Annotated in this window: 25 protein-coding genes; 9 read left to right on the top strand and 16 right to left on the bottom strand. The window is 67.1% G+C overall.

Going from position 1 to position 25,820, the window contains the following annotated elements; all coding sequences use genetic code 11:
• Positions 1 to 31 precede the first annotated feature (31 nt).
• The 6 genes from WDZ97_RS05950 to WDZ97_RS05925 are packed head-to-tail and all read left to right on the top strand — an operon-like array spanning position 32 to position 6,220.
• Entirely contained in the window at positions 32 to 2,980 is a 2,949-nt protein-coding gene (locus WDZ97_RS05950) for a monovalent cation/H+ antiporter subunit A (protein WP_425762116.1), read from the top strand.
• Complete coding sequence (locus tag WDZ97_RS05945; protein ID WP_008059261.1) at positions 2,980 to 3,324, top strand: Na+/H+ antiporter subunit C; 345 nt, start codon at positions 2,980 to 2,982, stop codon at positions 3,322 to 3,324. Before WDZ97_RS05950 ends, WDZ97_RS05945 begins: the two co-directional genes overlap by 1 nt.
• Positions 3,321 to 5,033, top strand: coding sequence for a monovalent cation/H+ antiporter subunit D (locus WDZ97_RS05940; protein WP_425762115.1), 1,713 nt, complete (start codon positions 3,321 to 3,323; stop codon positions 5,031 to 5,033). The genes WDZ97_RS05945 and WDZ97_RS05940 overlap by 4 nt, the downstream gene beginning before the upstream one ends.
• Positions 5,030 to 5,524 (top strand): Na+/H+ antiporter subunit E, encoded by a 495-nt coding sequence (locus tag WDZ97_RS05935; protein ID WP_425762114.1) that lies wholly within the window; start codon positions 5,030 to 5,032, stop codon positions 5,522 to 5,524. Before WDZ97_RS05940 ends, WDZ97_RS05935 begins: the two co-directional genes overlap by 4 nt.
• A complete protein-coding gene (locus WDZ97_RS05930; protein WP_304001296.1) occupies positions 5,521 to 5,799 on the top strand; it encodes a K+/H+ antiporter subunit F in 279 nt (92 codons plus the stop codon). The genes WDZ97_RS05935 and WDZ97_RS05930 overlap by 4 nt, the downstream gene beginning before the upstream one ends.
• A gap of 28 nt (positions 5,800 to 5,827) precedes the next feature.
• Positions 5,828 to 6,220 (top strand): Na+/H+ antiporter subunit G, encoded by a 393-nt coding sequence (locus WDZ97_RS05925; RefSeq protein WP_304001298.1) that lies wholly within the window; start codon positions 5,828 to 5,830, stop codon positions 6,218 to 6,220.
• 18 nt (positions 6,221 to 6,238) lie between these two features.
• Here WDZ97_RS05925 and WDZ97_RS05920 read toward each other — a convergent pair whose 3' ends face one another.
• The 5 genes from WDZ97_RS05920 to WDZ97_RS05900 are packed head-to-tail and all read right to left on the bottom strand — an operon-like array spanning position 6,239 to position 9,384.
• Positions 6,239 to 6,628: a hypothetical protein gene (locus WDZ97_RS05920; RefSeq protein WP_425762113.1), complete on the bottom strand. Its 390-nt coding sequence runs from the start codon at positions 6,626 to 6,628 to the stop codon at positions 6,239 to 6,241.
• A gap of 1 nt (position 6,629) precedes the next feature.
• Positions 6,630 to 6,962 (bottom strand): heavy-metal-associated domain-containing protein, encoded by a 333-nt coding sequence (locus tag WDZ97_RS05915; protein ID WP_088178718.1) that lies wholly within the window; start codon positions 6,960 to 6,962, stop codon positions 6,630 to 6,632.
• A 16-nt stretch (positions 6,963 to 6,978) separates the two neighbouring features.
• Positions 6,979 to 7,677 (bottom strand): hypothetical protein, encoded by a 699-nt coding sequence (locus tag WDZ97_RS05910; protein WP_304001302.1) that lies wholly within the window; start codon positions 7,675 to 7,677, stop codon positions 6,979 to 6,981.
• A 41-nt stretch (positions 7,678 to 7,718) separates the two neighbouring features.
• Positions 7,719 to 8,051 carry a hypothetical protein gene (locus WDZ97_RS05905; protein WP_425762112.1) on the bottom strand — a complete coding sequence of 111 codons (333 nt, stop codon included), beginning with the start codon at positions 8,049 to 8,051 and terminating at the stop codon, positions 7,719 to 7,721.
• Between the two features lie 49 nt (positions 8,052 to 8,100).
• Entirely contained in the window at positions 8,101 to 9,384 is a 1,284-nt protein-coding gene (locus WDZ97_RS05900) for a sensor domain-containing phosphodiesterase (protein WP_304001305.1), read from the bottom strand.
• A gap of 184 nt (positions 9,385 to 9,568) precedes the next feature.
• Between WDZ97_RS05900 and WDZ97_RS05895 the strand changes: the two genes are divergently transcribed.
• Together WDZ97_RS05895 and WDZ97_RS05890 are read left to right on the top strand one after the other, a co-directional pair.
• On the top strand, positions 9,569 to 10,918 hold the full coding sequence (locus tag WDZ97_RS05895; RefSeq protein ID WP_425762111.1) for a DNA recombination protein RmuC: 1,350 nt from the start codon (positions 9,569 to 9,571) through the stop codon (positions 10,916 to 10,918).
• Positions 10,918 to 11,862: an AEC family transporter gene (locus WDZ97_RS05890; RefSeq protein WP_425762110.1), complete on the top strand. Its 945-nt coding sequence runs from the start codon at positions 10,918 to 10,920 to the stop codon at positions 11,860 to 11,862. Before WDZ97_RS05895 ends, WDZ97_RS05890 begins: the two co-directional genes overlap by 1 nt.
• Before the next feature lie 344 nt (positions 11,863 to 12,206).
• Here WDZ97_RS05890 and WDZ97_RS05885 read toward each other — a convergent pair whose 3' ends face one another.
• From WDZ97_RS05885 to cysT, 4 genes are read right to left on the bottom strand one after another with little or no spacing between them, the layout of a single operon-like run.
• Entirely contained in the window at positions 12,207 to 13,139 is a 933-nt protein-coding gene (locus WDZ97_RS05885; protein ID WP_425762109.1) for a CysB family HTH-type transcriptional regulator, read from the bottom strand.
• A 39-nt stretch (positions 13,140 to 13,178) separates the two neighbouring features.
• Positions 13,179 to 14,243, bottom strand: a complete 1,065-nt coding sequence (locus WDZ97_RS05880; protein WP_425762108.1) for a sulfate/molybdate ABC transporter ATP-binding protein — start codon at positions 14,241 to 14,243, stop codon at positions 13,179 to 13,181.
• The gene (gene cysW / locus WDZ97_RS05875; protein ID WP_425762107.1) at positions 14,240 to 15,127 is read right to left on the bottom strand and encodes a sulfate ABC transporter permease subunit CysW; all 888 of its coding nucleotides are present in this window, start codon (positions 15,125 to 15,127) and stop codon (positions 14,240 to 14,242) included. The genes WDZ97_RS05880 and cysW overlap by 4 nt, the downstream gene beginning before the upstream one ends.
• Positions 15,127 to 15,960: a sulfate ABC transporter permease subunit CysT gene (gene cysT, locus WDZ97_RS05870; protein WP_020164505.1), complete on the bottom strand. Its 834-nt coding sequence runs from the start codon at positions 15,958 to 15,960 to the stop codon at positions 15,127 to 15,129. The genes cysW and cysT overlap by 1 nt, the downstream gene beginning before the upstream one ends.
• Before the next feature lie 288 nt (positions 15,961 to 16,248).
• Here cysT and WDZ97_RS05865 point away from each other — a divergent pair, with 288 nt between their 5' ends.
• Positions 16,249 to 17,256 (top strand): methyl-accepting chemotaxis protein, encoded by a 1,008-nt coding sequence (locus tag WDZ97_RS05865; protein WP_425762106.1) that lies wholly within the window; start codon positions 16,249 to 16,251, stop codon positions 17,254 to 17,256.
• A gap of 12 nt (positions 17,257 to 17,268) precedes the next feature.
• Here WDZ97_RS05865 and WDZ97_RS05860 read toward each other — a convergent pair whose 3' ends face one another.
• The 7 genes from WDZ97_RS05860 to WDZ97_RS05830 form a co-directional block, all read right to left on the bottom strand.
• Entirely contained in the window at positions 17,269 to 17,808 is a 540-nt protein-coding gene (locus WDZ97_RS05860) for an RBBP9/YdeN family alpha/beta hydrolase (RefSeq protein ID WP_425762105.1), read from the bottom strand.
• Positions 17,809 to 17,839: 31 nt separating this feature from the next.
• Positions 17,840 to 19,963, bottom strand: a complete 2,124-nt coding sequence (locus WDZ97_RS05855) for a carboxy terminal-processing peptidase (protein WP_425762104.1) — start codon at positions 19,961 to 19,963, stop codon at positions 17,840 to 17,842.
• 386 nt (positions 19,964 to 20,349) lie between these two features.
• The gene (locus WDZ97_RS05850) at positions 20,350 to 21,288 is read right to left on the bottom strand and encodes a hypothetical protein (protein ID WP_425762103.1); all 939 of its coding nucleotides are present in this window, start codon (positions 21,286 to 21,288) and stop codon (positions 20,350 to 20,352) included.
• A gap of 2 nt (positions 21,289 to 21,290) precedes the next feature.
• The gene (locus tag WDZ97_RS05845; RefSeq protein ID WP_425762102.1) at positions 21,291 to 21,902 is read right to left on the bottom strand and encodes an HD domain-containing protein; all 612 of its coding nucleotides are present in this window, start codon (positions 21,900 to 21,902) and stop codon (positions 21,291 to 21,293) included.
• A 12-nt stretch (positions 21,903 to 21,914) separates the two neighbouring features.
• Positions 21,915 to 22,646 (bottom strand): TSUP family transporter, encoded by a 732-nt coding sequence (locus WDZ97_RS05840; protein ID WP_020164511.1) that lies wholly within the window; start codon positions 22,644 to 22,646, stop codon positions 21,915 to 21,917.
• Positions 22,643 to 23,614 carry a sulfotransferase family protein gene (locus tag WDZ97_RS05835; protein WP_425762101.1) on the bottom strand — a complete coding sequence of 324 codons (972 nt, stop codon included), beginning with the start codon at positions 23,612 to 23,614 and terminating at the stop codon, positions 22,643 to 22,645. The genes WDZ97_RS05840 and WDZ97_RS05835 overlap by 4 nt, the downstream gene beginning before the upstream one ends.
• Entirely contained in the window at positions 23,611 to 25,803 is a 2,193-nt protein-coding gene (locus tag WDZ97_RS05830) for a pyruvate kinase (protein WP_425762100.1), read from the bottom strand. The genes WDZ97_RS05835 and WDZ97_RS05830 overlap by 4 nt, the downstream gene beginning before the upstream one ends.
• Positions 25,804 to 25,820 lie beyond the last annotated feature (17 nt).

The following is a 25,820-nucleotide window of genomic DNA, read 5'->3' as shown; positions in this document are numbered from 1 at the left end:
TTCCAAACGAGAACAAGAAGATGGTCATCCGATGCAACTGCCGCTGATCACCCTCGTCGCACTGCCTTTCGCCGGCAGCCTGATTGCAGCACTGCTGCCGACCAATGCGCGCAATGCCGAATCGACGCTGGCCGGCCTTATCGCGCTGCTCTGCACGGTGCAGGCGGCGCTGCTGTTTCCGGAGATCGCGGCCGGGCAGGTGATCCGTCAGGAAATTTCCTGGCTGCCGTCGCTCGGCCTGAACTTCGTGCTGCGCATGGACGGCTTCGCCTGGATGTTCTCGATGCTGGTGCTGGGCATCGGCGCACTGGTCGTGCTGTACGCGCGCTACTACATGTCGCCGGCCGACCCGGTGCCGCGCTTCTTCGCCTTCCTGCTCGCCTTCATGGGTGCGATGAGCGGCGTCGTGCTGTCCGGCAACCTGTTCCAGATGGTGCTGTTCTGGGAACTGACCAGCCTGTTCTCCTTCCTGCTGATCGGTTACTGGCACCACCGCAAGGACGCGCGCCGCGGCGCGCGCATGGCGCTGACCGTGACCGGCGCGGGCGGCCTCTGCCTGCTGGCCGGTGTGGTACTGCTCGGCCACATCGCCGGCAGCTACGACCTCGACGTGGTGCTGGCGGCCGGCGACACGGTGCGCGCGCATCCGCTGTACCGGCCGATGCTGGTGCTGGTGCTGCTCGGCGCCTTCACCAAGAGCGCGCAGTTCCCGTTCCAGTTCTGGCTGCCCAATGCGATGGCGGCACCGACACCGGTGTCGGCCTACCTGCATTCGGCCACCATGGTGAAGGCCGGCGTGTTCCTGCTGGCGCGGCTGTGGCCGGTGCTGGCCGGCACCGACGAGTGGTTCTGGCTGGTCACGGGCGCCGGTCTGGCGACGCTGCTGGTCGGCGGTTTCGCCGCCATCTTCCAGAACGACCTGAAGGGCCTGCTCGCCTATTCGACCATTTCGCATCTCGGCCTGATCACCACGCTGCTCGGTCTGAACAGCCCGCTGGCGGCGGTGGCGGCGGTGTTCCACATCATCAACCACGCCACCTTCAAGGCCTCGCTGTTCATGGCGGTGGGCGTGATCGACCATGAAACCGGCACGCGCGACATCCGCCGCCTGAGCGGTCTGGCGCGCTACATGCCGATCACCGCAACGCTGGCGACCGTGGCGGCGGCGGCGATGGCCGGCGTGCCGCTGCTCAACGGCTTTATCTCGAAGGAAATGTTCTTCAGCGAAGCAGTGTTCCTCGCCGCCTCACCCGGCATCGATCGCGCGCTGCCGGTGGTGGCAGTGGTCGCCGGCATGTTCAGCGTCGCCTATTCGCTGCGCTTCACGGTCGAGGTGTTCCTGGGCCGCGACAAATGCGGCGCGCTGCCGCGACAGCCGCACGAGCCGCCGCGCTGGATGCGGGCGCCGATCTCGGTGCTGGTGCTTGCCTGTCTGGTGGTCGGCACGCTGCCGCAGTGGTCCATCCAGCGCATCCTCGAAACTGCGGCGCAGCCGGTAGTCGGCACGCTGCCGGCTTTCGACCTGGCGGTGTGGCACGGCTTCAACCTGCCGCTGTGGATGAGCCTGCTGTCGCTGGTCGGCGGCATCGCGCTCTTTTTCGCGCTGCGCAGCCCGATGCGCCGCGGCCATCTGGCGACGACGCCGCTGCTCGGCCGGATCAACGGCAAGCGCGTGTTCCGCTCGCTGCTGGCCCGGCTGACGCTGGCCGGCCGCCACACCCGGCGGCTGTTCGGTACGCGGCGCCTGCAGATGCAGCTGATGCTGCTGGTGCTGGTGACGCTGCTGGCCGCCGCCGTGCCACTGCGCAAGCTCGGCAGCGAGGCGCTGCTGGCCGGCGGTGACCGCGCCATGCTCGAGTTCTCGCCGATGTTCGCGCTGATGTGGCTGGTCGGGGCGGGGGCCGCGATCGGCGCCGTATGGCAGGCGAAATACCACCGGCTGACCGCGCTGGCGCTGATGAGCGTGTCCGGGCTGGTCACCGTCATCACCTTCGCCTGGTTCTCGGCGCCCGATCTCGCGCTGACCCAGCTGTCGGTCGAGGCGGTCACCACCGTGCTCGTCATGCTCGGGCTGCGCTGGCTGCCGAAGCGGCTGGAGGACGTCGGGCGCGACCAGTCGCTGCGCGTCCGCGCGCGGGCACGCGTGCGGCGTGCGCGCGACCTGACGGTCGCACTCGCGGCCGGCGCCGGCCTCGCGCTGCTTTCGTGGGCCATGATGACGCGCAGTTTTCCGCAGAGCATTTCGCCCTTCTTTCTCGAACGGGCGCTGCCCGAAGGCGGCGGCAGCAATGTGGTGAACGTGATGCTGGTCGATTTCCGCGGTTTCGACACGCTGGGCGAAATCACCGTGCTGGGCGTGGTGGCGCTGACCGTGTATGCGCTGCTGCGCCGCTTCCGTCCGGCGCCGGAAAGTGCAGAACTGCCGGCGCAGCAGCGGGCGCTGCCGGCCGACCTGGCGACCGATCTGGTCGATGCGCAGACAGCCGAGGACACCGCGCGTGGCTACCTGATGGTACCGGCGGTGCTGGTGCGGCTGGTGCTGCCGCTGGCGGCGGTGATCGCGGTCTACCTGTTCATGCGCGGCCACAACGAACCGGGCGGCGGCTTCGTCGCCGGGCTGGTGTTGTCGACCGCCTTCATCGTGCAGTACATCGTGTCGGGCACGCAGTGGGTCGAAGCGCACATGGACCTGCGGCCGCAGCGCTGGATCGCCTTCGGCCTGCTGACGGCGACGGCTACCGGCCTCGGTTCCTTCACACTGGGCTATCCCTTCCTGACCACTCACACCGCCCACGTCAGCCTGCCGCTGATCGGCGACATCCACGTCGCCAGCGCGCTGTTCTACGACATCGGCGTGTTCCTGCTGGTGGTCGGGGCGACGCTGCTGATACTGACCGCGCTGGGCCACCAGTCGGTGCGCGGACGCCGTGTCCGCGACAGCGATGGTGACGGCGACGAACAAAGAGAGGGAGCGCACTGATGGAAATCGTCCTCGCCTGCGCGATCGGCGTGCTCACCGCCTGCGGCGTGTGGCTGCTGCTGCGACCGCGTACCTATCAGGTGATCATGGGGCTGTCGCTGCTCGGCTACGGCGTGAACCTGTTCATCTTCAGCATGGGCCGGCTGGCGCTGGACAGCGAGCCGGTGCTGGCGCCCGGCGTGCCGACCGACCTTGCGCACTACACCGACCCGATGCCGCAGGCACTGGTGCTGACCGCCATCGTGATCGGCTTCGCGATGACCGCGCTCTTCCTGGTCGTGCTGCTGGCGCAGCGGGGCTTCTTCGGCAATGACCATGTCGATGGGCGGGAGGACGCCGAATGAGGGCCCTCGCACAGGCGCTGATGCCGCATCTGACTATCGTTCCCATCCTGCTGCCGCTGCTGACCGCCTGCCTGCTGCTGTTGCTGGACGGCCGGCGCCACCGCATCCGCGGCATGATCGGTCTGGCGGCCGCGCTGGCCAATCTGGCGGTGGCGGTGCTGCTACTGTTCTGGGTCGGCAGCGACCAGCCCGCCGCCTATGGCGTTTACCTGCCGTCGAACTGGGATGTGCCCTTCGGCATCGTGCTGGTCGCCGACCGCCTTTCGGTGCTGCTGCTGGTCACCGCGGCCGTCGTCGCGCTGATGGCGCTGCTGTTCGCGGTGGCGCGCTGGCACAAGGCGGGTGCGCACTTTCATCCGCTGTTCCAGATCCAGATCATGGGTCTGAACGGCGCCTTCCTGACCGGCGACCTGTTCAACCTGTTCGTGTTCTTCGAGGTGATGCTGGCGGCGTCCTACGGCCTGCTGCTGCATGGATCGGGTCCGTCGCGTGTGCGCACCGGGCTGCACTACGTGGCGATCAACCTGCTGGCGTCCTCGCTCTTCCTGATCGGCGCGGCGCTGATCTACGGCGTCACCGGCACGCTGAACATGGCCGACATCGCGGCACGCATCCCGCAGGTGGCGGCCGGCGATCGCGCGCTGCTGCACGCGGGCTTCGCCGTGCTCGGTGTCGCCTTCCTCGCCAAGGCGGCGATGTGGCCGCTGAACTTCTGGCTGGTGCCGGCCTATGCCGCCGCCAGCGCGCCGGCGGCCGCGGTGTTCGCGCTGCTGACCAAGGTGGGCGTCTACGTGCTGCTGCGCTTCAGTACGCTGATGTTCTCGGACCAGGCGGGCGCTTCCGCCGGCTTCGGCAGCGACTGGCTGCTGTGGGGCGGCACGGCGACGCTGGCGGCCGGGGCCTTCGGCATGTTCTCGACGCAGCGGCCGGGCCGGCTGGCAGGCTTCGCCGTCATCGTGTCCTCGGGCACGCTGCTGGCCGTGCTCGGTCTGGCCCGTCCGGAACTGACCGCCGGCGCGCTGTACTACCTGCCCAGTTCGACGCTCGGCGTGGCCGCCTTCTTCCTGCTGGCCGAGCTGATGGAGCGCTCGCGCAGTGCCGACGTCGCCGGCGCGCGCGCGCCGGAGGACGAGGAGGATCACCTGCCGTTCCCGCTGGCCGAACTTGAGCTGGACAAGGACGTCAATCTGGACGAGGACGAGGAAATGCTGATCGGTCACGCCATTCCGGCTGCCACCGCGCTGCTCGGCCTGGCCTTCATCTGCTGCACGCTGCTGGTGGCCGGACTGCCGCCGCTGTCCGGCTTCATCGGCAAGTTCGTGCTGCTGTCGGCGCTGGTGCCGGAGCTGAGCGCGGACACTGCCCGCATCGACGCGCTGCTGACCTGGGTGCTGCCGGTACTCATCGTGCTGTCCGGGCTGTGCGCGCTGGTGGCACTGTCGCGCGTCGGCATCCGCTTCTTCTGGACACCGGTCGATCGCGAGGCACCGCTGCTGCGGGTGGTCGAATTCGTGCCGATCGCGGTGCTGGTCGGTGTGTGCGTGTTCATTTCGGTGCGCGCCGAGCCGGTCATGCGCTACGCGGCGGCGACCGCCGACGCGCTATACAGCCCGGCCGGCTATATCGACGCGGTGCTGTCGGCGCGGCCGCGACCGACACCGACCAATGCCGAACGCCTGGGCCTGCACGGGCCGGAGTCCGCGCCATGATGCGCCGCATGTTTCCCGCTCCGCTGCTGTCGCTGGCGCTGCTCGCGCTGTGGCTGCTGCTCAACAATGCGTCGCTGGGCCTCGGTCAGTGGCTGCTCGGCACCTTCCTTGGTGTGCTGGTGCCGCTGCTGACGCAGTCGCTGCGGCCGACGCCGGTGCGCTTCCGCCGTCCGTGGGTGGCACTGCGGCTGTTCATGCAGGTCGGTTACGACGTGATCGTCTGGAACTGGCGCGTGCTGCGCGGCACGCTGGCTGCGGGCAAGCGCATGCCGCGCGGCGGTTTCGTCGTGGTGCCACTGGACATGCGCGATCCGAACGGGCTGGCGGTGCTGGCGGCCATCATGTGCGTGATCCCCGGCACCATCTGGTCGGAGCTGGCGCTGGACCGCAGCGCGCTGCTCGTCCACATGTTCGACATGGACGATGTCGAGGCCGAGATCGCACTGATCAAGCGCCGCTACGAACGCCCGCTGATGGAGATATTCGAATGAGCCCGCTGCTGTTTTCCGCCATCGTGTTCACGATGGGCTGCTACATCACGGCGATGGCGCTGGCGCTGCTGCGCCTGGTCCGCGGCCCGTCCGCGCAGGACCGCGTGCTGGCGATGGACCTGATCTGCACCATCGCGATGCTGATCCTGATGGTGCTGGCGATACGCTATCGCAGCGCGATGTACTTCGAGGCTGCGCTGCTCGTTTCGATCTTCGGCTTCGTCAGTTCGGCCGCCATGGCGAAGTTCCTGTTGCGCGGCGAGGTGATCGAATGAGCGCCCGCGTCATGCCGGAGGCAGCGCGATGATTCCGCCGCTGCCCTTGTGGGTCGAAATTCCGGTGGCGCTGCTGCTGGCGCTGAGCGGCGTGTTCACGCTGGTGGCGGCGATCGGTGTGGTGCGCTTCCGCAGCTTCTTCCAGCGCATGCATCCGCCGGCGCTGGCCTTCAGCTTTTCCGCCTGGTGCGTGACACTGGCCAGCATCCTGTACTTCTCGGCGCAGGATGGCGCGCTGTCGCTGCACGCCTGGCTCATCATCATCTTTCTGTCGCTGACGGTGCCGGTGACCACCATTCTGCTGTCGCGCACGGAGCTGTTCCGCCGGCGCAACAGCGGCGACCCCGACATGCCGCCGCCGCTGAGCGCCAGCGTGCCGCTGTCGGCGGACGCGGACGACTCGTCGCCCACGCCGCGCTGAGCCGGCGCCGCGGCCAGGTCAGAGCAGCAGCGGCGCGACGAAGGCGAAGAAGCCGCCGATCAGGAAAAGCAGGACCGACACGGCATACACCGCCACCGATGTCCGCCGGGCACGGGCGCAGGCCCGTGCCGCGGCCGGGTCGGCCGGGCAGGGCAGCGAGCGGGCGCGCCATTGCGCCGCACCCGCCAGCGCCAGCAGGGCGGCAGCGATGCCGAACACCGCCTCCTTGTGTTCGGACAACCAGATCAGCTGCGGCAACCTGCTGGTCAGCGTGACCAGCGTGGCGCCGGCGCCGAGTGCGACCAGCAGCGCCGGCAGCGCACAGCACACCAGCGTCGAACCGCTGGCCAGCAGCGACAGGCCGCTGGCGCCGAGCGACGCGCGCAGGCCGCGTTCGGGTGCGTCCATGTCAGCGTCCCTTGAGCGCGGCACGCAGGCTGTCCAGCGTGTCGGGCACGCGTTCGATCTTCTTCACCTGATAGCCGGCGTCGGTGATCTGCGTGCGCAGCGTGTCGTCGGCGATGTCCTGCCCATCCTTCAGGCTCAGCGCGACGATCTTGTGTTCGAGACTGACCAGCACGTCGGCGGTGGCGGCGTTGCTGCGCAGCTTCTTCTCGATCGCCGAACCGCAGAAGGCGCATACCAGACCTTCGACCTGCATCTTGATCGTGCTGGCGGCCAGCACCGGCACCGCGGTCAGCGAAAGAGCGATGGTCATGATGTAAAACTTCATCTTATTCATTGCATTACCTTTCAATTCAAAAGAGGAGCATGAGGTTTACGAAGGCGTCGCCGCGGTGCTCGCGATTGACGCTGACGCCGACATCGACCCACCAGCGGCGCTGGAACAGGCGCAGCAGCGGCGTGATCTGGGTGGCGTCGGTCAGCCCGCTGCGACGCTCGGCCTGCAGGCCGATCCAGGTGGCGATGTCCTCGTAGTCGGCGGCGTAGGGCGCCCACAGCCCCTGCGCTGTCGTGACCACCTGGGTGTGTCCGGCCGCGTGATAGGCATGCGTGGACAGCCGGGCGTAGATGCGCCGCGTTTCGTGGTCGGCCCAGAAGCCGCCATGCACGCCGCTGTGGGTGCCGGCGAATTCGCTGCCGCGGGCGGCGAGCGGTCCACCATATATATATGCGTTGGTGATGCCGTCGCTGCCGTAGGCGCGATGTACCAGCCAGTTCGCCTGCAAGGTGGTATAGCGGCGTTCGGTCAGTCCGTCGTCCGACACGTAGCGCGACTGCCCGGCGGCAACCGACAGGTTGGCGCGCAGGCCGTGCGCCACTTCAGCCATCTGGCTGTCGGGCGAGGCGGTGAACATGAACATGGTGATGTCGCGCGGAATGAAGAAGCCGGCGACGGCCTGGGTCGACAGCGCGGCCAGCGGCAGTGCCGCGAGCCAGCCGCGTGGCACGGCGCAGCGCCTGCCGCGTATGGGCGGCAGCTTGAAACGGAACATGAGTGACTCCTGAACGATGCGAGGGTGGAACAGCGCGACGTTCAGGACGGTCTGGGTGGTTTCTCCAGCGGCGTGGGGATGTGCGAACGCTCGACGGCGTCGTGATGCAGCGCAAGGACCGCCGAGCCGGCAGGTGAGGCTGGCGGCGGGGACTGCGTGATGGCGATCGCCTGCGCGACCGCACACAGCGCCGCTTGCGCGCCCTGGTCATCGCAGCTGCCGCAGTCGTGGCCCGGCATGTCGATCTCCATCATTGCCCCGGCCAGCACGCAGTGCGTGCTGCAGTGAAGCGCGTAGGCGTGCAGCGGCAGCGCGCACAGCATCAGCAGTGCGATCAGGCGGCGCAACGGGCGGTGACGGGCGACGTGCATCATGCAATCGTGACAGTGATCTGTCACGCAGACAAGGACGCAGCCGTCGAGTTCAGACCACCTGCGGCCAGTGCAGGTCGCCGCACAGCACGCGCAACTGGTCGTCCCAGCCGCGATAGGCGATGGACACCGTGACGCACAGCAGGCCGGACGAGATGGACAGATAGGGGCGCGTCACCTGCACCTTGCCGACGTGCTCGATGGCGCGGCGGAAGTAGGGGCGGCGCGACCAGCGCGCATGGCGGTTGATCGACAGCGAGCGGTACTGGCTGTCGGCGGTGCCGAAGGGCTGTGAGGTCCGCACATTGCGGCCGACCTGGCGGCCGTCGGCATCGAGCAGGAAGCAGCAGTCGGCGCGCTCCAGCTGCAGGAAGCCACGGCAGGCTTCCTCCATCGGGATGCCTTCCTCCAGCAGCACGGCGCAGCCGCCCATGGCGTGGATGTAGGGCGCGATCAGCTCGCGGTAGCGCGCGGCACCGCTGCCGCGCGTCGTGTTGAAGCGTTCCCACAGGTCGTTCAGCACCGGACTCACTTCGCGCGTGTCGACCGGGCGGGCCGCCGGCATCGCGAAGTAGAAGCCCTGAACGAAATCGATGTCGGCGTCGAGCGCGGCCAGAGCCTGCGCCTCGGTTTCGACGCCCTCTAGCAGCACCAGCGAGCCGGCTTCGTGGATCAGACTGACGATCTGCGGCAGCAGGCGGCGCGCCGACGGATCCTCGACCGACTTGACGGCGAAGGAGCGGTCGAGCTTGACGATTTCCGGCTGCATGGTCCAGATGCGGTCGAAATTCGAATGGCCGGCGCCGAAGTCGTCGAGCGCGATCATGCAGCCAAGGCCGCGCAGGTATTCGACGGTGCGGGCAAAACCGGCGTGTTCGGACACCGCCTGTTCCATCACTTCGATGACGATGCGGCGCGGATCGATGTCCGGGTGTTCCGACAGTTCGGGCAGGAAGTCGCTGAGGTCGCTGTCCGGACCGCTGCGGAACACTTCCGGGTGGATGTTCAGGAAGAGCCAGCCGTCGTGCGTGTCCTGCGCCGCGTGGTTGTTCACGTGCAGGTAGCGGCACAGCTGGTCGAGGTAGCGCAGGTCTTCATAGCGCGTGGCGCCGGCGATGACGCGGGCCGGCGCGACCGGGTTCGCTTCCGCATCGGCGGCGCGCAGCAGTCCTTCGTGGCCGATGGCGCGGCAGTGCGAAACGCTGAAGATGGGCTGGAAGTGGCTGGTCAGCGTCAGGCCCTTGTAGCGGGCCAGCACGCCATTCGCGCTGTGGACGATGTCGGCGCCGGGTGCTTGCTCGGCTTCCGCGACGACGGATAACGATGCGTGGGCCATGAGGGCGCTCGGAAATGGATGATTGAGCTCTTTATCGGCAGTGCACCATCGACTCTTGAACCCAAGATGCGCTCGCGGGATTTCTTCCCTTGTGACGGCCGGCCGCGGGCCGCCGGCTATACTTCGCAGCCGCCCGGACTTCCCGCGGCGCGACGCCCCTCAACCTTTGGCCAACCCACCTCGCGTGTCTGAATTCCCGCTGCTGCTCGTCCTGATCTGTCTGCTCCAGGTGCTGCTGTTCGGTGCAGTCGCCTGGCTTGTATTGCGCGTGCGTGCGCTCGGCGGCGGGCTGGACGTCGCCACGCAGGAGGGCCAGCGGCAGACGCTGGCCGCGCTGCACGAAGGTCTGCAGCGGCAGACCGAGCGCACCGTGGGCATGCAGGCCGATGCCAACGAGCGGCTGCGCCGCGCCATTTCGCTCGAACTGGGCGTGGCGCGCGACGCGGTCGGCGCACTGCAGCGGGCCCAGCAGGTCGGGCTGGCCGAGCTGTCGGCGGCGCTGAACAGCCGCCAGGAAACCCTGCGCACCGAACTGGTGACGCAGACCGCGGCCACGCTGGCCGAACAGACCCGGGTGCAGCAGGAGGCGCTGCAGAACGGCCTGCAGAACGCTTCGGTGCAGCTCACCGCGTCGATCGAATCGCTCACCCGCACGGTGAATGAGCGGCTGGAACTGCTCAGCGGCCGCGTGCACGAACGGCTGGACGAGGGCTTCCGCAAGACCAACGAAACCTTCGCCAGCGTGATGGCGCGGCTGGCCACTATCGACGAGGCGCAGAAGAAGATCGAGGGGCTGTCGACCAGCGTGGTAAGCCTGAAGGAACTGCTGGGTGACAAGAAGGCGCGCGGCGCCTTCGGCGAGGTGCAGCTGGAGGCGCTGGTGCGCAACGCGCTGCCGCCGGACGCCTTCGAGTTCCAGGCCACGCTGTCGAATGGCGCCCGGGTCGACTGCCTGCTGCGGCTGCCGGAGCCGACCGGCCGGGTGGCGGTCGATTCCAAGTTCCCGCTGGAAAACTATCACCGCATGTTCGCCGCCGACGCGGCCGAAGCCGACCGCCGACAGGCGCAGGCGGCCTTCCGTGCCGACGTGCGCAAGCACGTCGACGACATCGCGGCGAAGTACATCATCGCCGACGAGACCTCGGACGGCGCGGTCATGTTCCTGCCGGCCGAGGCGGTGTTCGCCGAACTGCACGCCCACCACGCCGAGGTGATCGCCTACGCGCAGGCCAAGCGGGTGTGGATCGTATCGCCGACCACGCTGATGGCAGTGCTGAACACCGCACGCGCCGTGCTCAAGGACGTCGAGACGCGCAAGCAGATCCACCTGATCCGCGACGCGCTGGGCCGGCTGGCCAAGGACTTCACGCTGTTCGACAAACGCATGGAAAAGCTCGCCACCCACATCCGCCAGGCCCACGACGACGTGCAGGAAGTCGCCATTTCCAGCCGCAAGATCAGCGTCCAGTTCGTGCGCATCGAGCGCGCCGAGGCCGACGCACTGAAGACGCTCGACGCGCCGGAGGCGGACTGATGGACGCGGCCCTCCAGCAGATCCTGCTCGCCGCGCCGCTGTTCGTGCTGGTGTTCGTCGGCTACGGCATCGTCCATTGGGGTGGCTGGCCGAAGGCGGCGGCGGATGCGCTCGCCAAGTTCGTGTTCACCATCGCGTTGCCGGCCATGCTGTTCCGACTGATGAGCGGCTTCGCCAGCCTGCCGCCGGTGGACGTGCGGCTGCTGGCCGCCTTCTTCGGCGGCTGCCTCGTCGTTTTCCTGCTCGGTCGTCTGGTGTCGGCGAAACTGTTCCGGCTCGACGGCGTGTCGCAGTCGGTGTTCGCGCTGGGCGGCGTGTTCTCGAACAATGTGCTGCTCGGCCTGCCGCTGACCCGCATCCTGCTCGGCGACGACGCCATGCCGGCGGCGGCGCTGGTGGTGGTGTTCAACGCGCTGACGCTATGGACGCTGGTGACTGTGTCGGTCGAGTGGGCGAAGACCGGTGCGCTGACGCTGGCTGGTTTCGGCAAGACCGCGCGCGGTGTGCTGACCAATCCACTGGTCGCGTCGATCCTGGCAGGCACCGTGTTCAGTCTGACCGGTTTCCAGCTGCCGTCACTGATCGACCAGCCGCTGAAGATGCTCGGTGACGCCGCGCTGCCGATGTCGCTGATCGCGCTCGGCATGGGGCTGGCGGAATTCGGCGTGCGCGAAGGCTGGCAGCAGAGCGTCAGCATCAGCGTGCTGAAGCTGGTCGTCCACCCGCTGGCGGTGTGGGCGCTGGCGGTGCTGCTCGGTCTGCCGCCGGTGGAGACGCAGGCGGTGGTGCTGCTCGCATCGCTGTCGGTGGGCGCCAACGTCTATCTGATGTCGCGCCAGTTCCACGTCATGCAGGGGCCGGTGGCCAGCAGTCTGCTGATGTCCACCGCGCTCGCCGCGCTGACCACGCCGCTGATGCTGGCGCTGGTTGCTGCGACTGTCTGAAGCCTTCCTTCGGCTGGCGAGGTGGAGCGCACGCAGGCGCGGGCTTCTGACTCAGAAAGCGCCCGTTCCAGCCCCGCGGACCGCAGCCGCCGCATCGCGACCGGAGGGCGCTCCCACATGGATCGCGCTCCGTTCGCCGCCGGAGCCTGGTTTGGTGGGAGCGAGCTTGCTCGCGATTGCAGCCTGAATCGAAGGCGGCGGTCTGCAACGGCCGCGTCGCGGCCAAGGCCGCTCCCACGGGGGCATGCGCGAGACCCGCGGCCGAAGCCCGGGCGGGGTTCTGTGGGAGGGGTCTTGACCCCGACGGCACGCTGCATCGAAGCCCGCGGACCGCAGTGCCGACCTTAGTCTTCAGCGCTCGGCTTCAGCGCGGCCTTCACCGTCACCTCGTTCAGCGACGGTTCGCACAGTTCGATGAAGCGGTAGGCGTAGCTGCGCAGATAGTGCTTGCGGCGCAGCGCGATCAGCGTGGTGTTCGAGTCGAACAGGTGTTCGCTGTCGAGCAGGCGCAGGCCGCTGTCGCGGACCGGGTCGAAGGCGACCGAGGCGATGATGCCCGCGCCCAGGCCCAGTTCGACGTAGGTCTTGATCACGTCGGCGTCGAGTGCGGACATGACGATGTCCGGCAGCAGACCGGCGCGGGCGAAGGTGGCGTCGATGCGCGCGCGGCCGGTGAAGCCTTCGTGATAGGTCACCACCGGGTGTTCGGCCAGCGCTTCCAGCGTCAGCGGTTTCACCGCTTCGAGCGGATTTCCCGCCGGCACGATGGCGGCGTGGTGCCATGAATAGAAGGGGAAGGTGACCAGCTCCGGCGCGCCCGACAGAGTTTCGGTCGCAATGCCGATGTCCGCTTCGCCGTCGTTCAGCAGATCGACGATTTCGGTCGGGCTGGCCTGCAGCAGCACCAGATGCACCTTGGGGAAGAGGCGCTTGAATTCGGTCACCACGCGCGGCAGCGCGTAGCGCGCCTGCGTGTGCGTGGTGGCGATGCGCAGCTGGCCCTCGTCGCGGCGGGCGAACTGCTCGGCCAGCCGCTTGATGTTGCCGGCGTCGAGCAGCATGCGCTCGACGATCTCGACCAGTTCGCTGCCCGGCTCGGTCAGGCCGAGCAAGCGCTTGCCCTTGCGGACGAAGAGCTCGACGCCCAGTTCGTCCTCCAGGTCCTTGATGTGCTTGCTCACGCCGGACTGCGACGTGAACAGCGCGTTGGCGACTTCGGTCAGGTTGAACTGGCGCCTGACGGTTTCGCGAATGATGCGGAGCTGCTGGAAATTCATGTCTATTCTTTCGGTTTCACGGCCTGCGGTCGGGCGCGTTCAGCGTGCGAACACGCGCAGCCGCGACGGCTGCAGGCGTACGGTCTGGCCTTCAGCCAGCGCCAGTGCGGCGACGCGCTCGCGTGTCAGTTCCACTTCGAAGTGCTGACCGGTGGCGCCATTCAGTCCGTCCAGCTCGACCCGGGCGGTGACGCCGAAGGACAGCACGCGACTGATCCGCGCCGGCACGCCGTCGGTCGCGGCGGCGTCGGTCAGGATGTCCAGCTCGTGCGGCCGGGCGAAGGCGATCACCTTGTCGCCGTGCGCGAAGCCGTCGGCGACGTGCGGCAGGCGGTCGTCGCCGACGCGCAGCGCGTCACCGTCCACGTGAGCGTGGAAGGGGTTCACCGCGCCGAGGAAGCCATAGACGAAGGGCGTGGCCGGGTGACGGTATACCTCTTCCGGCGTGCCGATCTGCTCGACCTTGCCGTGGTCCATCAGCACCACGCGGTCGGCCACTTCGAGCGCCTCCTCCTGGTCGTGGGTGACGAAGATGGAGGTGATGTGCAGTTCGTCGTGCAGCCGGCGCAGCCAGCGGCGCAGTTCCTTGCGCACCTTGGCGTCGAGCGCGCCGAAGGGTTCGTCGAGCAGCAGCACGCGCGGCTCGACCGCCAGCGCGCGGGCCAGCGCAATGCGCTGGCGCTGACCGCCGGACAGCTGGGCCGGGAAGCGGTCGGCCAGCCAGTCCAGCTGCACCAGCTTGAGCAGGTCGTGCACCTTGGTGCGGATGACCTTTTCCGACGGCCGCTGGCTGCGCGGCTTCATGCGCAGGCCGAAAGCCACGTTGTCGAACACGCTCATGTGGCGGAACAGCGCGTAGTGCTGGAACACGAAACCGACGTGGCGTTCGCGCACATGGGTGTCGGAGGCGTCATCGCCGTCGAGCAGCACGCGGCCGCTGTCCGCCGATTCGAGCCCGGCGATGATGCGCAGCAGCGTGGTCTTGCCGCAGCCGGACGGGCCCAGCAGCGCGACCAGCTCGCCGGTCGGGAAGTCGAGTGACACGTCGCCCAGCGCGACGAAATCGCCGAAGGCCTTGTGGATGTTCTGGACCTGGATGCTCATTCTTCGTTGTCCTTCACTTTGGATGCCTGGTGTTCGATCCAGGTCTTCACGCCCAGAGTCACCAGCGCCAGCAGGGCGAGCAGCGACGCGACGGCGAAAGCGGCTGCGAACTGGTATTCGTTGTAGAGAATTTCGACATGCAGCGGCATCGTGTTGGTCAGGCCGCGGATGTGGCCGGACACCACCGAGACGGCGCCGAACTCGCCCATCGCCCGCGCATTGGTCAGGATGACGCCGTACAGCAGGCCCCACTTGATATTGGGCAGGGTGACGTGCCAGAAGGTCTGCCAGCCGTTGGCGCCGAGCACCACCGCGGCTTCCTCTTCTTCCTTGCCCTGCGCCTGCATCAGCGGAATCAGCTCGCGCGCGATGAAGGGAAAGGTGACGAAGACGGTGGCCAGCACGATGCCCGGCACGGCGAAGATGATCTTCAGGTCATGTTCCTGCAGCCAGGGTCCGAACCAGCCCTGCGCGCCGAACACCAGCACGTAGATCAGGCCGGCGACCACCGGTGACACCGAGAAGGGCAGGTCGATCAACGTGATCAGGAAATGCTTGCCGCGAAAGTTGAACTTGGTGATCGCCCACGCGGCCGACACGCCGAAGGTCAGATTCAACGGCACCGCGATCACCGCGGCGATCAGCGTGAGCTTGATCGCCGACAGCGCGTCCGGCTCGACCAGCGCGGCCAGATAGGTGTCCCAGCCCTTGCGCAGCGCCTCGACGAACACCGCGATCAGCGGCATCAGCAGGAACAGGACGAAGAAAGTGAGCGAGACGGCGATGATCGTCCATTTGACCCAGGCCGGCTCGCGCGTGGCAGCCCGGCCTTCGAAGCGCGCCGCGACGTCGGCGGCGGCGTGCAGTGTGGTGGCGGCGGCCATCAGCGGTTCCTCCCGGTGGCTTTTTCGGTCCATGCCTGCAGGCCGTTGATGGCCAGCAGCAGCACGAAGGAGAACAGCAGCATCACCACCGCGATCGCGGTGGCACCGGCGTAGTCGTACTGCTCCAGCTTGGTGATGATCATCAGCGGGGTGATTTCCGACACCATCGGAATATTGCCGGCGATGAAGATGACCGAGCCGTATTCGCCGACCGCCCGCGCGAAGGCCAGCGCGAAGCCGGTCAGCAGCGCCGGCAGCAGTATCGGCAGCGTCACGTAGCGGAAGGTTTGCCAGCGACGTGCACCGAGGCTGGCGGCCGCTTCTTCCAGCTCGGTGTCGAGGTCTTCCAGGATGGGCTGCACGGTGCGCACGACGAAGGGCAGACCGATGAACACCAGTGCCACCAGCACGCCCAGCGGGGTGAAGGCGACCTTGATGCCGAGCGGCTCCAGCGCCGACCCGAGCCAGCCGTTCGGCGCGTACAGCGCGGTCAGCGCGATGCCGGCTACGGCGGTCGGCAGCGCGAAGGGCAGGTCGATCAGCGCATCGACCAGCTTCTTGCCGGGGAAGGAATAGCGCACCAGCGCCCAGGCCAGCGCCAGTCCGAACACCGCATTGATGGCGGCGGCCAGCAGCGAGGCGCCGAAGGACAGCCGGTACGAGGCGAGCACGCGCGGCGTCGTCACCACGTCCCAGAACTGTGCCAGACCGAGACTGGCAGTCTTGATGAAGACCGCCGACAGCGGGATCAGCACGATGATGGACAGGTAGAACAGCGTGTAACCCAGCGTCAGGTTGAAACCGGGCAGCACCTGGAAGGAACGCCGGCTCATTGGAAGCGCTCCTGCGGTGACTGACGTGAAGGTGGTGACATGGATCGCCCCGGAAGAATGTTGTCGAGGCGAGAGCTTAGGGAGTGGATTTAATTACTGGAAATAATAAGAAGTGATTTGCTTAGCGTCGATCTGAATTAACGCTTGCGTCACAGCACCCCCGTAGTGCAGCGCAGCGCACGGGTAAAGTGCATCGACGCTGCATGCAACTTTTTTTCATACAAAGTCTAAAGGCGGCGTGACGCAGGCCGAGAAGGTGTTCATTCCCCTTCAAGAAGGAAGCTGCCCATGTTCGGTCTGTCCCGCTCCCGCAAAGCCTTCGAAACCTTGTCCGGCCTGCTGGCCGGATGTCGCGACAGCAGCCGGGCGCTGGCGACGCCGCCAGCCGGACTGTCCGAGCCATTGGCTGTGGCGCTGCGCGCGATTGCCGAGCGCGAAGCGCGTCTGCAGACGGAGCTGGATGCGTTGCGCGCCTTGCCCGAGCAGCTCGCGCAGACGCGCGATGCACTTGCCGCGCAGGAGGCGGAGACAGCGCAGGTCCGTGCGGAAGCCGAACGGGCCGGACGCGATGCGGACGCGGCGCGCGACGAGGCGGCTCAGGCGCGTGCCCAGGCGGATGCGCTGAAAGCCGACATGGCCCAGCGCGATCTCGCGCAATCGGCGCTGACAGAGGGCACCTGGACCTACGACATCGTCGATGGCGACCCCGACCACGCCGACAATCGCGTGCGCTGGTCCGATCAGCTGCGTGGCCTGCTCGGTGCCAGCCGCAACGAATTTCCCGACACCTGGGACAGCTGGCTCGCCGTGCTGCACCCGGACGACAAGAACCGCGTGATCGACGCCTTCAACGCCCACCTGACCGACAGCAGCGGCCGCACGCCCTATGTATGCGAATACCGCCTGCGCCACCGCACGCGCGGCTACATCTGGTTCCGCGAGCGCGCCGCCACGGTACGCGACGCCAACGGCCGCGCGCTGCAGTCGGCCGGCGCGCTGCGCGACATATCGGACGAGAAGCAGGCGCAGGAACTGCAGCGCGACCAGCGCGCCAAGATGGAGGACAGCATGCAGCAGATCCTGTCCATCTCCGGCGTCATCAACGAGATATCGAAGCGCACCAATCTGCTGGCACTGAACGCCAGCATCGAGGCGGCGCGCGCCGGCGAGGTGGGGCGCGGCTTCGCCGTGGTGGCGGAAGAGGTGGCCAAGCTGGCGCTGCAGACGTCGAACGCGACCAGCGAAATCGTCAAGATGGCGGAAACCCAGCGTGCGCTGAGCGGCGCCGAGAGCTGAGGCCGGGCGGCGTCAGGCCTGCACGGTGCCCGCGATCAGGCTGGTGCTCCGCTGCAGCCGGCGGAACAGTTCGAGCCCTTCCGGCCAGGCGCCATGGCCGGATTCGGTATTGACGTGACCGGCATTGCCCAGATCGACCAGCTGCGCGCCCCAGCGCTCGGCCCAGCTGGCGGCCGCCAGAAACTTCATCCACGGATCGTTGCGACTGGCGGCCACAATCGCAGGGAAGGGCAGGGCAGAGGCCGGAATCCGTTCGGTGATGCCGAACTTGTCCGGGCTGGCCGGTGCGACGAAGAGCACGCCGGCGATGCGCTCGCCGACGGACTGCGCAGCGACCGCCGAGGCGAGGCAGCCGAAGCTGTGGGCGACCAGCCAGACGCGGCCCGGCGCCTGCCGCACCGCGTCGGCGACGCGCGCCGACCACAGATCGATATCCGGCTGCGACCAGTCCGCCTGCTCGACGCGGGTGGCGCCGAGCAGCGGCTCGATCCAGCTCTGCCAGTGTTCGGGGCCGCTGCCGTTCAGGCCGGGCACCACCAGTACGCTGTCCATTCGGTGATCCAGTAACGCTCTGTATCGATGATCAAGGCGTGACCGCCACGCCCGCGGTGCGGCGCGCCAGCGCGGTGTCGGTGCGCAGGATGTCGACCACATCGCCCATGATGCGGGCCGCTTCGTCGAGCAGCACGTCGCGCGCCGCCTTGCGCGACTGTTCGGCGGCCAGTTCGGCGCCGAGCGCGCGCTCGCCGGCCTGCAGGCCGTCGTCGCGGATCGGTTCAGCGTCGGCGCCTTCGCGCGACTGCGTGCGTGCCTTCAGGCGCGCTTCCTGCGCTTCGCGCTCCTTCTTCCGCTCAGCCGCGTTCAGCGAAATTTCGGTGCGCTTGCGCAGCGCCTCGTTCTCTGCGAGGTCTTCCAGCAGTTCGCGATAGCCCTTGTCCTGGGACACGCGCGCCTGATGGCGGGCGGACAGCAGCGGCAGCAGTTCCTGCGGCTTGCCGGCCGGGCGGAAGTCGGCCGGTGCGATCTGCGTCCACGGCAGCGGGTTGTCGTAGCTCGACTCGCCGATGCGCTCGTGGTCCATCGTCTGCGCCAGCGGGATGTCCGGCGTGACGCCACGCAACTGCGTGGTGCCGCCATTGACGCGGAAGAACTGGGCGACCGTCATTTTCAGTTCGCCGTAGGTCGGTTTTTCGCTCTTGGCCATCTCGTCCATGTCGAGCAGGGTCTGCACCGTGCCCTTGCCGAAGCTGGTTTCGCCGATCACGACGCCGCGGCCGTAATCCTGGATCGCGGCGGCGAAGATTTCCGAGGCCGAGGCCGAAGCGCGGTTGATCAGCACGCCGACCGGGCCCTCCCAGGCCACACCGGCGTCGTTGTCCTTCTCGACCCGGATCTGCCCCTTCGGATTGCGCTGCTGCACCACCGGGCCGCTGTCGATGAACAGGCCGGTCAGCCGGATCGCCTCGTCGAGCGAACCGCCCCCGTTGTTGCGCAGATCGATCAGCACCGCGCCCACCTTTTCCGCCTTCAGTTCGGCCAGCAGCTTCGCCACGTCGCGGCTGGCGCTGCGGTAGTCGGCGTCGGCGCGCGATTTGGCTTCGACGTCCTGGTAGAAGGTCGGCAGCGTGATGACGCCCACCTTCTGACCGCCGGCGTCGATCACCGACTTTGCCGCCGCCTGCTTTTCCAGCTTGATGGTGTCGCGCACCAGCTTGATCCGCTTCGGCTTCACGTCCGGACCGGCGTCGGCCGGCAGGATGTCGAGCACGACCGTGGTGTCCTTGGTACCGCGGATCAGCGTGACCACGTCATCGACGCGCCAGCCGAGCACGTCGGCCATCGGCGTCGCTTCGTCCTTGGCAACGCCGACGATGCGGTCGCCGATCTTGATCTGTTCCGAACGCGCGGCGGGGCCGCCGGCCACCAGTTCGCGGATGGTCACGTACTCGTCGCGTTCCTGCAGCACGGCACCGATACCGACCAGCGACAGCTTCATGTTGATGGCGAAATCCTCGGCGGCGCGCGGTCCGAGGTAGCTGGTATGCGGCTCGATCGACTCAGCATAGGCGTTCATGAAGAGCTGGAACACGTCATCGCTCTTCGCCCGGTTCAGATTGGTCAGCGCCAGGTCGTAGCGCTTGCCCAGCGTTTCGCGGATGGCGGCGTCGTCCTTGCCGGCCAGCTTCAGCCGCAGCCAGTCGTTCTTGACCCGCTTGCGCCAGATGTCGCGAAGTTCGTCCTCCGACTTCGCCCACGGCACGTCGGTACGCACGTAGCGATAGCTTTCGTTCTTTTCGAAGTCGAAGCCCTTGTCGAGCAGCGCACGCGCTTCGGTCAGGCGGTCGCGCAGGCGCTGCGAATAGCGGGCGTAGATGGCGAACGGCGCGGCCAGGTTCTGCTGGCGGATGGCGTCGTCGAGCAGCAGGCGCACCGAGTTGAAGGTGTCGATGTCCGACTGCATGAAATACACGCGGTCAGGGTCCAGCGTCTTCAGGTAGCGGTCGAGGATTCTCGACGACATGGCGTCGTCCAGCGGCACGTTCTGGTAATGGAAGCGCGACAGCAGTTCGGCGCTGGCCTGGGCCGCCAGCGCGTGCGCTTCGACCGGGCGCAGCAGCGGCGCGGGGGCTGCAGGTGTTGCTGCGTGCAACGTCGAACTGGTCGAGACGACGATGCCGATCAACAGGCAGAGGGATTTCAGTTTCATCAGACGTGCTCCGGCGCGTGCGCGAACAAGGAAGGAAGTATGTGCCATCGACCTCGAACAGCGGCCATTTGTTCGGCGACCGGTGTGAAAGTGTCCGGGTCAGGGCGTTTTTTCATCCTCGTCTGGCGTGCGCGGGGCGCCGGCGCCTCAGCGCGGGGCGTGTGCGCCCACACGGGCCGGGCGGCCCGTTGCTGCGTGTCGCGGCCGCTGTGGCCGCGGATTGAAGCGGGCTTTCATCGTGAGGCCTCCGTCTGCGTGCATGGACGGCTCCACTCTAGACGCGCACCGGCGCGACGCGAACCAGGAAAATCTGCTGAGCTTATTTCTCTGCCGGTGAAATGCTTATCGGTGTCGCTGTGCCTTCGTAGCGCAGCGACGCCCCCCGTTCAGCCCCAGCCGCCGAGGGTGCGCGCGTGTTCGGCGTCCAGACGCGCCTTCAGCGCGTCGCACAAGGCACGGATCTCGGTTGATGCACCGCGCCAGCCCTGCTTGCCGACCGAGGTGGCGAACACGTCGGACACCACCGAGGCGTGGTACGGCCCGCCGAGAAAGCGGAACACCGAGCGGAAGCTGCGCTCCGGGTGCAGTACCGCGTCCTCGTACTGCAGCGCGATCACCCGCGGGTCGCGGTCCAGGCCGAGGTCGAAGAACACGCGGTTGCGCATGTACCAGTACAGGCAGCCACACTCCTCGTCGCTCAGCGATTCGCTGTACAGCCTGCGGATCAGTGCGACCGTGTCGTCGGCAATGCGCAGGCCGCGCGGCCCGAGGTGGGACAGCTTGCCCTGCGACACCAGTCGCATCATGTTCTTCTGGTGGCTGCCCCAGCTGCGGATCGACGAATTCACCGCGTCCTCGTAGCGGCGGTACACCCAGATCGCGCGCGAATTGTCGAAGCGGTCGAGCAGGGCGTCGGTGAACTGCGAATCGAGAATGCTGCCGAAGCTCACGTAGGGCGCCGGCGCGAAGTCGATCAACCGTTCGATTACCGCGTGCGAGCGCAGCGAATAGCGTTCGAAGGCGATCGAGAAATCGGCTTCCGGGTAGTCCCAGCCGTGCGGCGAGTTGCCGATCGCGCGGCACACCATCTGCGTGCCCGAGCGGTTCGAGCCACTGATGAACACCGGCCGCTTCGTGCGCACCGGATGCAGCGTGAGCGTGCGGGCAATGCGTTTGCCGGCCCGTTCCAGCTGGATGTTGCCGTGGCGCAGCAGGCGCTCGGGCGTGATGCGCGACAGACGGCGCGCGAGACCCGAAACCAGCGTACGTGCGTCGTCACGGACGGGGGTGGTGTAGGCGCTGGAAGCGTCGCGGAATGAAGGCATGGTCAGGATCCGGTCAGTGCGTTGGCAGCCGATGCCGACGGAGTGGAGGCTTCGATCTCAGCCAGTGCGGTCAGCCGGGCGAAGCCCTGTTCGAGCGCTTCGTCGAAAAGGCTTTCCAGCACGGCGTGCACGCCGCGCAGAGAGCCGACCACTTCGCCCGCCCACAGCAGGTAACGCAGACGCCGTTCGAGCGACCAGTGAGCCGGCGGGTTGTGGGTGACATCTCGCACGTTGGCGATCTTGTCGGCCAGGCGTACGAGCCGTGCGCGCTCGCTGTAGTCGCGTGCAAGCAGGATCTGCAGAGCCTTGCGTTCGGGCTTGGGCAGCGTCATGTCGTCCGTCAGTTCGGCCACGACGGCGGCAACCTGTGCGCCGAACAGGCCCTCCAGCTCGCTGACAACGGTGTCGGTGTCCTCCAGCGTGTCGTGCAGCAGCGCGGCGACCAGCGTATCCGGGTCAGCGACGCCGCCTTCGCGGGCGAGGATGTCGGCCACCGAGATCGGATGGTTGATGTAGGGCGACATGTCGGCACTCTTGCGCAGCTGACCGCTGTGCTTGAGCGCGGCGAAGTTCAGCGCGGCGAACAGTCGGGGAAGCGGGGGCGGAAAGTCCATGGATGCGTGCCCTCAGATCGATTTGAACGCGACCAGCAGGCCCGAGCACAGCAGAAAGCCGTTGAAGGCTTTCGCGTAGCCTTGATTGCTGATCCGCTTGAAGATGAATTCGTTGGCGAACAGATACACCGCGACACCGGCGGCGGCGTAGATCAGGCTGTTGCCCAGCTGTGCGCGGGATTCGGGGCGCGTGATGGTGAGCGTCGCCAGCTGGAAGGCGGCGAACAGCACGTATGCGGCCGCGATGGTTGCGCGCGCCACCTCCTTGCCATGATTCATCTGCTGCACGCGCATGCTGAGCAGCGAGCCGCCCAGATTGGTGAGGCCATGCATCACGCCTATGCACACCAGCCAGGTGCGCTCGAAGCGTGCGGTGCGGTCGATCGCGACGCGCAGGGCAGGCCACTGGTTCTTCAGCGCGAACAGAAGAAGCAGACCGGCGATCAGCAGGCCGAAGCTCTGGCCGGCGCGCAGCGCGACGATGAGGAAGAGCACGATGCACGGTACGGTCCATAACAGAATGCCGCGGATGAAGTGCAGGTCGACGCTGCGCGCATCGCGCACGATCTGCGACAGGCTGATGCCGATCGAGATCGGCAACAGCGTGGCCAGCACCGTCGGGTAGTCATAGCCCATCACGATCAGGATGGGCGTGCCGAACAGCAGCACGCCCACGCCGAACACCGACTGCACCAGCGCGACGGCAACGATGGGGATGAACAGCAGTGGTTCGATCGTATTCATGCTGCCTTGTCCGCAGTAAAGGTTTCCGGATAGCCCATGTCGCGGGCAATGCTCCGCAGCGAGGGCAGCACGCGTTCGATGCGTTCGCAGTGCGCGTGCTGCCGCCATTTTTCGAGACGGATCTCGAACAGCGGGTCGTAGGGCTTGTCGAGCAGCGCTTTCGCGTGTCGCTCGATGCGTGCATCGAAGGGCAGTTCGAGCCGGTCGAAGATTTCGAAGATGCCCTCGGTTGGCTCACGCACGATGTCCTCGTAGAACACCTCTATCCACTGGTCAGCCGGGATCTGCCTCTTTGCGTCGAGAATGGCGCGATGGATGGCTTCGTACTGGAAGGCGCATACCTCCTCGACCGGCGCCTTCAGGTAATTGCTCCAGCCGCGCGGCAGGTAGTGGCACCAGCGCGTGTAGCGGCCGTCGTCGACCGCGACCTTGGCCGGCAGATCGCGTGCCCAGCTGCCGAAGCGTTCCGGCATGCCCCAGCCCTCGATCATCGAGTTCAGCGTGTCACCCGGATTGCGCTTGATGTAGACGAAAGTGGCGTCCGGGAACAGCGCGTGCAGATAGGGCACGGCCAGACCATGCTGGTTGTTCTTGTCGACGAAGCGGGTGCGCCCGGTATGCGCATAGAAGTAGCGGGTGATCAGGTCGCGGTCGGCGTCCGTCGCATCGGCCGCCTCCAGCACGTGGCTTTCCCAGTTCCTGTCAGACGGGTGGTGAAGTGAGTCCCATACAGCATAGATTTCCCGGTTCAGCGAGCCGATGGCCGACGATTCGGTCAGCGTCTTGTAAAGCATCTGCGTGCCGGAGCGGCTGCCGCTGACGACGAACACCGGCCGCTCGGCGCGCAGCCGGGTGCGGTCCCACCAGGCGCCGCGCAGGTCGGTCAGCGTCTTCTTCGCGTGATGGCGGACCGTCTTGTCTACCTTGAGCCAGAACTGTCCCATCGCGTCAGTTGCCCGCCTGCTCATGCGTGAAACAGCGGCTGGCCCGCTTTGAGTTCAGCGCTGATCATGTCCTGCACGATGCCGCGTACATACCAGTCCGGCAGCGGTTCGCCGCGCAGCAGCGAATCGCGCACGCGGGTTCCGCTGATCGAGTGGGCGTCGTCGGTCACGCCGCTTTCGTAGGCGCCGGTGGCCGGGTTGTAGCCGATGGCGTCGAAGAACACCGGCGTGACACCGGTGTCGCCCAGTTCGTCGAACAGTGCGCGATAGCTGCGGTCGTCGTAGAAGTCGCCGACGCCAGCGTGGTTGCGGCCGACGATGAAGTGGCTGCAGCCGATGTTCTTGCGGCACAGGGCATTGAATACCGCCTCGCGCGGGCCGGCATAGCGCGGGTAGGTGGCGAGTGCGCCGAGCAGCACCTTGCCGTTGGGGTAGATGCCGAAGTCGATCAGCATCTGGTAGCTGCGGATCAGCGGGCGCGGCAGGAAGTCGCCCGGCTTCTTCGGCCCGACCACCGGGTTGATGAACAGGCCGTCGGCATTGGTGCGCTCCAGCGCTTCCAGCTGCAGGTGTTCGTGCACGCGGTGGCTGATGTTGCGGCCGTGGAAGGCCACTACCTTGCTCCAGCCCTTGTGCGCAAAGATGAAGCGGCTTTGCCGCGGCGTCAGTTCGAATTCTCGCCAGGGCGACGGACGCTCCTCGATCAGCGTGATGTTGCCGCCGACGAACCAGTCGCCGTTGCGCAGCACGCGCGCCACTCCCGGGTGGGCGGACGAGGTGGTGCCGAAGGCGTGCTGCGACAGTTCGGCGAGGTCGTAGCGGTAGATCTGCGTCACGTCGAGCACCGCGTGGGCGTCGCCCCGGTCGTCGGTGAGCATCACGCGCTGGCCCGGCGACAGCCGACGTGCCTGCGCTTCGTCGACCTGCAGGATGAGCGGCACCGTCCACGCCGTTCCGTCGGGCAGTCGGTTGCGATGCAGCACGCTGTGCAGCGTATCGCGGTCCATGAAGCCAGTCAGCGGTGAGAAGGTGCCGACGCCGATCTGCTGGCAGTCGAGCAGTTCGGTGTCGCGCACCGCCAGCCGCGGCAGCGCGGCAAGATCGTCGATGGCCGCCGCCGCACTGACGCGATTGACCAGCACGCCGCCGTGCGGCTCGATCAGCAGCGAGGTCGGATCGGTGGGCGTGTAGACCAGCGTGTCCTTGTGCGCCGCCGGCAGGCGCTCGTTCAGCACGCGGAATTCGCGGATGAGCTTGACGATCATCGCCACGCAGCCGACAGGGTCCTTGCCGATTGCGGTCTCCGCCGCCAGTACCAGTCCGTCGGCGCCGTCGAGCAAGGTATTGACCACGTCGTTCACCTCGGCCCGCGTGGGCTTGGGGGCGGTGATCATCGATTCGAGCAGATTGGTGGCGACATACACCTTGCGCTTGCGCGCCTGACCGCGCGCGATGATGAGCTTCTGCAGCCGCGGAATGCGCTCGATCGGCTCCTGGCGCGACAGGTCGCCGCGGTCGATCAGCAGCGCGTTCGACTTCTCGGCGATCTCGTCCAGATTGATCAGGCCGTTGCGGCATTCGATCTTGGAAATGAGGAAGGTGTCGTTGCCGACCAGCGCCCGCACCTGGTCGACGTCCGAACCGCGATTGGCGAACGACAGCGCCACGTGGCGGATGCCGACCGAGCGGCCGTATTCGAGCGCCGCGATGTCCTTGGCCGTCAGCGTGTCGAGCGGGATGTCACGCTCGACGGTGACCGCCTTGTTCTGGCCGATCACGCCGCCGTGCAGCACGCGCATCGTCACCTTGGCGTCGTCGCGCGAAATCACCTGCACCAGCACCGAATTGAAGTCGATGCTGATGAAGTCGCCGACTTCCAGCTTGTCGATCACGTCTTCCGGGTAGAGGTTGAAGTTGAATGCGTCGCCGGGTACGCGCAGCTTGTGCGCATGCACGACGCTGTTCTCGCGTACAGCGATCTCGCCGTTCAGCATGTCGCCGGTGCGGATCTGCGCGCCCTCGGTGTCGAGGCAGATCGGCACCGAGGTGCGGCTGCGGATGTAGTCGATCACGCGCGGCAGGTCCTGCAGCTTGGTGTGCGACAGGTTGATGCGGAACAGATTGACGCCCAGTTCTTCCAGTCGTGCGAGCACGCGGTCGTTCAGCGATGCCGGGCCGAGGGTGCAGAGGATTTCCTTGTCGGTGGTGCTCATGTCGATGTCCTGTCTCG

It is taken from the genome of Methyloversatilis sp. MC4-4 (assembly GCF_049843555.1).
GTDB lineage: Bacteria > Pseudomonadota > Gammaproteobacteria > Burkholderiales > Rhodocyclaceae > Methyloversatilis > Methyloversatilis discipulorum_B.
Note: the sequence above shows the minus strand (reverse complement) of the source record. Positions and strands in the feature narration are given on the sequence as shown.

What these genes read in the sequence shown, in the direction of transcription:
- WDZ97_RS05950 (WP_425762116.1), top strand. Translation starts at nt 32, where the DNA reads ATGCAACTGCCGCTGATCACCCTCGTCGCACTGCCTTTCGCCGGCAGC.
- WDZ97_RS05945 (WP_008059261.1), top strand. Translation starts at nt 2,980, where the DNA reads ATGGAAATCGTCCTCGCCTGCGCGATCGGCGTGCTCACCGCCTGCGGC.
- WDZ97_RS05940 (WP_425762115.1), top strand. Translation starts at nt 3,321, where the DNA reads ATGAGGGCCCTCGCACAGGCGCTGATGCCGCATCTGACTATCGTTCCC.
- WDZ97_RS05935 (WP_425762114.1), top strand. Translation starts at nt 5,030, where the DNA reads ATGATGCGCCGCATGTTTCCCGCTCCGCTGCTGTCGCTGGCGCTGCTC.
- WDZ97_RS05930 (WP_304001296.1), top strand. Translation starts at nt 5,521, where the DNA reads ATGAGCCCGCTGCTGTTTTCCGCCATCGTGTTCACGATGGGCTGCTAC.
- WDZ97_RS05925 (WP_304001298.1), top strand. Translation starts at nt 5,828, where the DNA reads ATGATTCCGCCGCTGCCCTTGTGGGTCGAAATTCCGGTGGCGCTGCTG.
- WDZ97_RS05920 (WP_425762113.1), bottom strand. Translation starts at nt 6,628, where the DNA reads ATGGACGCACCCGAACGCGGCCTGCGCGCGTCGCTCGGCGCCAGCGGC.
- WDZ97_RS05915 (WP_088178718.1), bottom strand. Translation starts at nt 6,962, where the DNA reads ATGAATAAGATGAAGTTTTACATCATGACCATCGCTCTTTCGCTGACC.
- WDZ97_RS05910 (WP_304001302.1), bottom strand. Translation starts at nt 7,677, where the DNA reads ATGTTCCGTTTCAAGCTGCCGCCCATACGCGGCAGGCGCTGCGCCGTG.
- WDZ97_RS05905 (WP_425762112.1), bottom strand. Translation starts at nt 8,051, where the DNA reads ATGATGCACGTCGCCCGTCACCGCCCGTTGCGCCGCCTGATCGCACTG.
- WDZ97_RS05900 (WP_304001305.1), bottom strand. Translation starts at nt 9,384, where the DNA reads ATGGCCCACGCATCGTTATCCGTCGTCGCGGAAGCCGAGCAAGCACCC.
- WDZ97_RS05890 (WP_425762110.1), top strand. Translation starts at nt 10,918, where the DNA reads ATGGACGCGGCCCTCCAGCAGATCCTGCTCGCCGCGCCGCTGTTCGTG.
- WDZ97_RS05885 (WP_425762109.1), bottom strand. Translation starts at nt 13,139, where the DNA reads ATGAATTTCCAGCAGCTCCGCATCATTCGCGAAACCGTCAGGCGCCAG.
- WDZ97_RS05880 (WP_425762108.1), bottom strand. Translation starts at nt 14,243, where the DNA reads ATGAGCATCCAGGTCCAGAACATCCACAAGGCCTTCGGCGATTTCGTC.
- cysW (WP_425762107.1), bottom strand. Translation starts at nt 15,127, where the DNA reads ATGGCCGCCGCCACCACACTGCACGCCGCCGCCGACGTCGCGGCGCGC.
- cysT (WP_020164505.1), bottom strand. Translation starts at nt 15,960, where the DNA reads ATGAGCCGGCGTTCCTTCCAGGTGCTGCCCGGTTTCAACCTGACGCTG.
- WDZ97_RS05865 (WP_425762106.1), top strand. Translation starts at nt 16,249, where the DNA reads ATGTTCGGTCTGTCCCGCTCCCGCAAAGCCTTCGAAACCTTGTCCGGC.
- WDZ97_RS05860 (WP_425762105.1), bottom strand. Translation starts at nt 17,808, where the DNA reads ATGGACAGCGTACTGGTGGTGCCCGGCCTGAACGGCAGCGGCCCCGAA.
- WDZ97_RS05855 (WP_425762104.1), bottom strand. Translation starts at nt 19,963, where the DNA reads ATGAAACTGAAATCCCTCTGCCTGTTGATCGGCATCGTCGTCTCGACC.
- WDZ97_RS05850 (WP_425762103.1), bottom strand. Translation starts at nt 21,288, where the DNA reads ATGCCTTCATTCCGCGACGCTTCCAGCGCCTACACCACCCCCGTCCGT.
- WDZ97_RS05845 (WP_425762102.1), bottom strand. Translation starts at nt 21,902, where the DNA reads ATGGACTTTCCGCCCCCGCTTCCCCGACTGTTCGCCGCGCTGAACTTC.
- WDZ97_RS05840 (WP_020164511.1), bottom strand. Translation starts at nt 22,646, where the DNA reads ATGAATACGATCGAACCACTGCTGTTCATCCCCATCGTTGCCGTCGCG.
- WDZ97_RS05835 (WP_425762101.1), bottom strand. Translation starts at nt 23,614, where the DNA reads ATGAGCAGGCGGGCAACTGACGCGATGGGACAGTTCTGGCTCAAGGTA.
- WDZ97_RS05830 (WP_425762100.1), bottom strand. Translation starts at nt 25,803, where the DNA reads ATGAGCACCACCGACAAGGAAATCCTCTGCACCCTCGGCCCGGCATCG.